Genomic DNA, 6,297 nt, shown 5'->3' with positions numbered 1-6,297 from the left:
CTCTACCCCGGACTCCCCGAGAGCGCCCCCGCGCTCCCCAACACGACGAACACTCCCACCAGTTGATCGGCTACACCATCACGCGGGACACGACCCGCCGGGCGCTCCGCACTCCGCTGGGCGCTCCCCACCGTCCCCACTTCGTTGAGCAGCAAAGAACTGAGGCGACCAGCGCCTCTGGCCGTTGTCGACCATCCTCATCACTGGAAAGGGCTGCAGAGGACGCTGGCGTTGACGTCCTGCTGCTGCGCCAGTGGCCCTAGCGGGCGCGCCCTCCTGCCCAGCCGTCATGCCTCGCCAGAAGTCGAACAGGATGCGCCAGCAGAATCCGGTGACTGCGGTTGAGGGCTCATGTCCCAGGCCACGGGACGAAGCGCCGGCACCAGCACCATCGCTGGCAGGGCACCCAGGGGCGTTCAACTCCAGCGGGTGCGCGGCTACTTCGAGGCGTCCTCGATGGCCTCGAAGATGTCGGCGTCGGTCTCCTTCTGCCAGTCGGGCAGGTCGGGCCAGTCGGCGACGTAGCCGGGCTTGGGGTCTTCGATGTGCTTGTACATCTGGGCGGTCCAGCAGGTGGCGACGAAGCGGCTCTTCTGTTCGCGGGTGAGGCGGGAGGCGTGGCGGTCGCTGAGGTCAAGGAACTGTCGCACCTGGTCGTACACGGCCCCGGCGGCCTGGCGCTCCCACTCGGGGGTCTCTTCCCAGGGAGTGATGTAGCCGGGCTTGGGTTCGCCGGGGAAGTGCTTTCGAACGCCGGTGATCCAAGCCTCGCGGAACACTCGTGCGCCCTCGATCTGCGACATGCCTTCCCCTCTCGTCACGTCGTGCACAGTGCGTCGATCTCGGCGCCCAGTTCGACCACGCGGGCGTCGCGGGCGAGGGGGCCGAGGTCGGTTCGTAGCACCTGGAGTTTACGGACGACGTAGCCGGAGGACGTCGCTCGGGCGAGCTGCAGGGCCTCGCGGCCGTAGGTGAGGACCTGGTCCGGGTCGTGCCGCTTGGCGTCGATGGACGCGAGGTCGGTGAGGACGGCGCCGCGGCGCCGGAAGGACTGCCCGGAGGCGAGCACGTCCTGGCTTAGCGCGGTGGAGAGGGCCTTCTCGGCGAGGTCGAGGCGGCCGAGCTGGAGGTAGCGGGCGCCGCGTTCCTCAGCGAGGCGGGAGCCGTCGAAGCGCAACCAGCCGCCGTTGTGGAACGGGCCGTTGAGATCCGTGACCTTCTCCGCCTCGTCCAGGGCGCGCTCGCAGGCGGACAGGTTCCCGAGTCCGGCATACGCCTCGGCCTGAACAGAGGCGACCCAGTAGCGGGTGGACAGGGAGCCGTCTCCTCGCCGCGCCCCCCTCTCAGCCGCCGAGAGTGCGGTGGCGGCCTCGGCGTAACGCCGTTCGTAGAGGTCGACGTAGGCGTGCCGGACCAGGGCGCATGCCCACAGGTCGTACGACTGGGCTTCCTTGCTGGCGGAGGCTGCGAGCGTGTAGGACGCGGCTGCGTCGGTGTAGCGGTTGCCGTCGAAGGCCAGTTCTCCGGCGAGCTGGAAGAGGTCGCCGGCCGCGCCGCACAGGGCCTGGGATTCAGTTGCCGGCTGGCCGTCGAGGGTGTCGTTGAGCGTGGTGAGCTGGTCGCGGACGATCGGGTACACCGAGCCCTTGGCGCGGGCGAGTTGGTGCACCTGCCACAGGTGGCCGTTCATGCGCAGGAAGTCCTCCGACATCCCACGGTGGGCTCCGTCGGTGAGGGCGGCGCTGTCGTCGGCGGGCAGGGCCACCAGAGCGCTGGTGACGGCTATGGCGCGCAGGAACTGGCGTCGGATCATGTCGTCGAGGTCCCCTGAGCCGTGGTGGTCGCGAGGCGGCGACCCTGCCGACTCCGGACGGGCTGCTTGTGGCTGTCCCACCAGGGTGTCGAGTTCGTCAAGGTCGAGGTGCAGCAGCTCGGCCAGCCGTGACCGTAAGTGCGGCTGGGGTGTGGTGGTCCGGGTCTCCCAGCGGCCGATCGTGCGCCGGTCGACGCCGAGGGCGTGCGCGAACTCTTCCTGACTGTAGCCCAGCGCCCTGCGCCGCTCCGCAAGCCCCATGCCGCCCCCTTTCCACGTTCCCGTGCGTGTCTACCCTGGCGGCGCTGATCTGTCCCATGAGTGTCCCAGGACTGCCCCATGGATGCCGTGGTCCGCGCCAACCCGCTCCGGTTTCCTGGACGTTGTCAGCCACGACAACGGTGGACACCGGAGAAGGGTTGCGGGCATGGGAACGCAGAGCGGCCGGCCGTCCCGGGTGACGGCGTTCAGGGTGAAGGCGTGCAGCCCGAACAGGCGAGCGCTGCCAGACGGCAGTGCTCGCGACGGTCCCTCTCCGGCGCGGACCGCGGCGTGCGCACGGGCCAGTAGACCGGTCAGGGCGTCGTCGGGTCGCGGGACACTCCGGGATCCGGTGTCCTCCGTGTCGCGAGGCACGTCACCGGATGATAGTGAGTTCGGCCGGGATGTCCCCCTGCACGACCTGGTGGGCCAGGTCGGTGAGTTTCTGCCGTCGGCAGCGGGCGTGCCCGCGCAGCCGTCCGAAGGCGTCGTGCACGTCGATCCCGAGCCGGGCGGCCAGCACGCCCTTCGCCTGCTCGATCACGATGCGCGACTGCAGGGCGGTCTCCAGCTGGGCGATGGTCTCGTCCCTGGAGATCAGGCCCTGGCGGTGGTGCAGACAGGCCCCGGCGGCATCGGCCAGCACCTGCGTCCGCTGCAGACCGTCAGGTGTGATCGGGCGGGGCCCGCCATGCAGCAGGTTCAGGGCACCCGGTGTGTGCTGGGCGACGCGCAGTGGTACGGCGGCGACACTGGTGAAACCCGCGGCCGCCGCCCACGGGGTGAAGCCGGGCCAGCGCTGCGATCCGGGGCCGCCCGGGTGCAGCGAGACCGGTTCGAGCATGCTTCCGGTGCGCGCGCTGTCCACGCAGGGGCCCTCACCCAGGTCGAGCTGAGCCTCCTCCAGACGCCCGCACGCCTCGTCGGAAGCGGTCAGGTAGTCGACCCGGCCGGTCCCGTCGAGGACGGTGACACCGGCCGCGTACACGCCCGCGAACCTCACCGCATACGCCGTCAGATCGTGCAGCATTTCCAGGACATCGAAACCGTCCGTGCGCGAGCCCAGATCGAGCACGGCCCGGGCCAGCAGAACATCGTGGGGCACGGCAGACATCACAAAGATCCGTTCCGTCGCCTCCCGGGACGCACGGCGAGCAGATGCCGGGGTACAGACACACCCGAAGAGGCCACCGTTTGAAGGGTTCGGCTGATGGCAGCCGTGTCATGCCCGCTGACGGAACGCTCCGAATCTCGCCTCGTTTCCTGTCCACCGTCCGAGCCGCCCCTCACGACCGGATCCACGGCCCGGGCAACTCACGGTACGCAGCCCAGCGTATTAACGCGTCCGCATCAAAGCCTTCGCCGCATTCATATCGGCGAAGCCGATGGCCTACGTCGCCGACAGCCGACTGCCCGGCCCAGCCAAGTCCAGGCAATGGTTCCGAGCGCCGTTCTTCGGCGTACTCCCGCTTCGTCCAACCGTCGAGTGACACCTGAGAGCCCCCGCGGAGACAGTCGTGGAGGGCGCTTGCGGCGACCCGTGGGGGCTTCGGTGTCAACTGATCGCGCAGGTCGCCCGCGCGCAGTTCGCCCTGGGGGACATGGCGTTGGAGGAACCCTGCCAGAGCCGGAACATCAACCTTGCCCGGCAAGTCCGTACCGGCACCGGCAAGCGGGGCCGGAGACCCCGCGATCTGGGATGTGATCCTGATGGACACCCCTCGGAACGGCACCCCCAAACTGCGGCGCAAAGCCGGCCCCCCGGGGCCGTCCGGCAAATCGGCCGGTCGACCGCCGGAGCGCACACGCCGCGGGTCTCACGCCGTACCCGGAGCAGCGTGGTCAGGGCGAGGCGAATTCTGCTCGCATCGGATCCCGAACGGGTGGTCCACGATGGCCGACTCCGACGCATCCCCTGGTTCCGGGGAGCTGCCGAGTGGTGTGCACCATGCCGTGCGGCCAGGGAGTGCACTGCTCCGGCTGGAGACGACGGCATCGCGCGAAGGCATCCTCGACGGGGCGTGGTGGCCACGGTCGCGTGACATCGGTGCCGAGCTGCCCGCGCTGCTGAGCGCCCTCACCGAGCACCTGGGACCTCTGACCCGCGTCGGGCTGGATGCCACGGCCTGGGAGGGGCTCCCGACACGGATCGTCGTCGGCGACCACGTGGTACACCTGGACTCCTTCCCGGTGAGTGACGACACGGTCCTGATCACCCGGGGCGACGGGGACCTCTTCTCGCTGCTGGTGGTCCCAACGGACACGCCTCCCGAGGCCGCCCGCGCGGCGATGGCACAGGCTGCCCTGGCCGGCAACGTCAGCGAGGCGGGGCAGATCCTCATCGACACGGGAAGCGGTGAGAGGCCGTCCGGCTGACCTTCGTCGTGGCCGCTGGTGCGGTCAGCGGCGCCACTCCACCAGGAGCAGCGTCGCGTCGTCCGTCGTGTGTCCGCCCCGCGCCCGCTTGAGGGTGTGCGACAGGGAGCGCGCCACCGCCCGCACCCCGCGGCCCGTTCTCTCCAGCCGGTTCACCCAGTCGATCAGCTGGTCCTCCCCGAACTGTTCCTCACCAGCCGTGTGTTCCTCGATCAGCCCGTCGGTGAAGCAGAGGACGCGGTCTCCGCGCTCCAATCCCAGCTCGGTCACCTCCGGCGCAGGTCCGCCCAGGCCGACCGGAAGGGTCGTGGGGGCGAGCAGCCGACGCACGACGCGGTGATCGCGTACGAGTATCGGTGGCGGGTGGCCCGCATTGACCAGGTGCACCCGCCCCGTCGTCGTGTCCAGCCGCAGCATCTGGGCGGTGACGAAGTGGTCCGGGCCGAACTGGTGTGCCACGGCTGCGTCCATGGCGGCGTAGATCTCCGACAGGCCGGTGCCGAGGCGGCGGGCGTGACGGTAGGCGCCGATGGCCACGGTGGCCATGGTGGCCGCACCCAGGCCGTGCCCCATCGCGTCGATCATGGCCACGTGGAGGACGTCGCCGTTGAGGGCGTAGTCGAAGCTGTCTCCCGCCACGTCGTAGGCGGGCTCCAGGATTCCGGCCACGGCGACCCGCGGCATGATCATGGCCAGAGGCGGCAGCAGGGACCACTGGATCTCGGCGGCCACGCTCATCGGTTCTCCACGGCGGGTGGAGAAGAACAGGTCGGAGTAGCCGTGCTTGGTCACCAGCAGGTCGGCGACCAGGCCGGAGAGCCTGGCCAGCAGCCTTCGGTCGTCGTCATCGACCCGGTCCAGCGTCATGGACATGACGCCCACCTGGTCTCCGCCGTCCAGCAGCGGCAGGTGGATCCGTACACCGTCGTCCTCGGGCACCTCGACGGGCCGGCCATCGAGAAAGCACCGGCCCGCGGCGGAGGCATCGATGTCCTGTGCATCCCCGCCCGCGAGGCCCTCACCGTGCAGAGGTACGAGCAGCAACTGGCCGTAGTCCTGGAGCAGCACCTGCGGACGGCGGCCCCCCAGCCGCTCCACCACGTCGGCGACCAGCGGGCCGATGAGGTGGGGCGGGAGCTCATGCGCCCGGTCGAGAACCGCCCCCAGAAGGGCTTCCCCGAAGCTCTCGGAGCGGTCCGTGCCCGGTGCGGCCGTCATCCTCTCACCCGCCGTGATCCACATGGACGCGGGCGGCGGGGTCGGGCCGGTGAAAGAGCTGCACGTCTCATCGCTTCATCATGGGGCGTGCAGTTCCCCGGCGCCCTCCTGGCCGAAGCCGTCCTCGACACGTGCCAGGGTGCGCTGAGCCGACAGCGGGTTCCGCGGATCGGCGGCGGCGGTCAGCAGGCGCTCGGCGGTTTTGGCCGGCTCGTCGGGCGGGACGACCAGCAGCTCCCAGCGCCCCACGGTGCCGCAGTCCAGGGTGATGGCATGCTCCTCGGCGGTGGCGTCGCTCAGGGCGACCTCGATCACGTGGTCGGGCGCCGACACGGTCAATGGCGCGTCGGGCCAGGCCGCAGCGCCCACCGTGACGCGGGTGACCGTGCCACGGCCGGGGTCGAGTGAGCCCACGAGCGCGGGCAGCTCCAGTTCCAGGGCGTCGCAACGCGGCCACCACGCTCCGTCCAGCGGGCCGTGGCTGGCCTCCGGCGTGAGCCTCAGCCGCGCCAGCGGCATCGTGTACGTGTGGGCGTCATGCGGAGGCGCGCCTTCGGCCGGCGGTGTGAGGGAGTCCATCGTGCGATCCCGTCCGGGCGGCCCGCAGCCACCCTCGTTCCGTCACTCGC

Annotated in this window: 6 protein-coding genes; 1 reads left to right on the top strand and 5 read right to left on the bottom strand. The window is 70.4% G+C overall.

Annotation, left to right across the window (positions count from 1 at the left end; all coding sequences use genetic code 11):
* Positions 1–437 precede the first annotated feature (437 nt).
* The 3 genes from ACWCQ1_RS47485 to ACWCQ1_RS47475 all read right to left on the bottom strand — a co-directional run bounded on the left by ACWCQ1_RS47485 (position 438) and on the right by ACWCQ1_RS47475 (position 3,188).
* Positions 438–803: a hypothetical protein gene (locus tag ACWCQ1_RS47485; protein ID WP_358597870.1), complete on the bottom strand. Its 366-nt coding sequence runs from the start codon at positions 801–803 to the stop codon at positions 438–440.
* Between the two features lie 14 nt (positions 804–817).
* Positions 818–2,074 carry a helix-turn-helix domain-containing protein gene (locus ACWCQ1_RS47480; protein ID WP_451029536.1) on the bottom strand — a complete coding sequence of 419 codons (1,257 nt, stop codon included), beginning with the start codon at positions 2,072–2,074 and terminating at the stop codon, positions 818–820.
* 376 nt (positions 2,075–2,450) lie between these two features.
* Positions 2,451–3,188, bottom strand: a complete 738-nt coding sequence (locus ACWCQ1_RS47475; protein WP_358597876.1) for a GAF and ANTAR domain-containing protein — start codon at positions 3,186–3,188, stop codon at positions 2,451–2,453.
* 779 nt (positions 3,189–3,967) lie between these two features.
* Between ACWCQ1_RS47475 and ACWCQ1_RS47470 the strand changes: the two genes are divergently transcribed.
* A complete protein-coding gene (locus ACWCQ1_RS47470) occupies positions 3,968–4,450 on the top strand; it encodes a DUF5994 family protein (protein ID WP_358597879.1) in 483 nt (160 codons plus the stop codon).
* A gap of 24 nt (positions 4,451–4,474) precedes the next feature.
* On the opposite strand, the gene ACWCQ1_RS47465 is transcribed toward ACWCQ1_RS47470, so the two are convergent.
* Entirely contained in the window at positions 4,475–5,668 is a 1,194-nt protein-coding gene (locus ACWCQ1_RS47465; RefSeq protein WP_451029535.1) for a PP2C family protein-serine/threonine phosphatase, read from the bottom strand.
* Between the two features lie 78 nt (positions 5,669–5,746).
* On the bottom strand, positions 5,747–6,247 hold the full coding sequence (locus ACWCQ1_RS47460) for a DUF5994 family protein (protein WP_358597885.1): 501 nt from the start codon (positions 6,245–6,247) through the stop codon (positions 5,747–5,749).
* Positions 6,248–6,297 lie beyond the last annotated feature (50 nt).

Source organism: Streptomyces sp. NPDC002144 (assembly GCF_053593695.1).
Note: the sequence above shows the minus strand (reverse complement) of the source record. Positions and strands in the feature narration are given on the sequence as shown.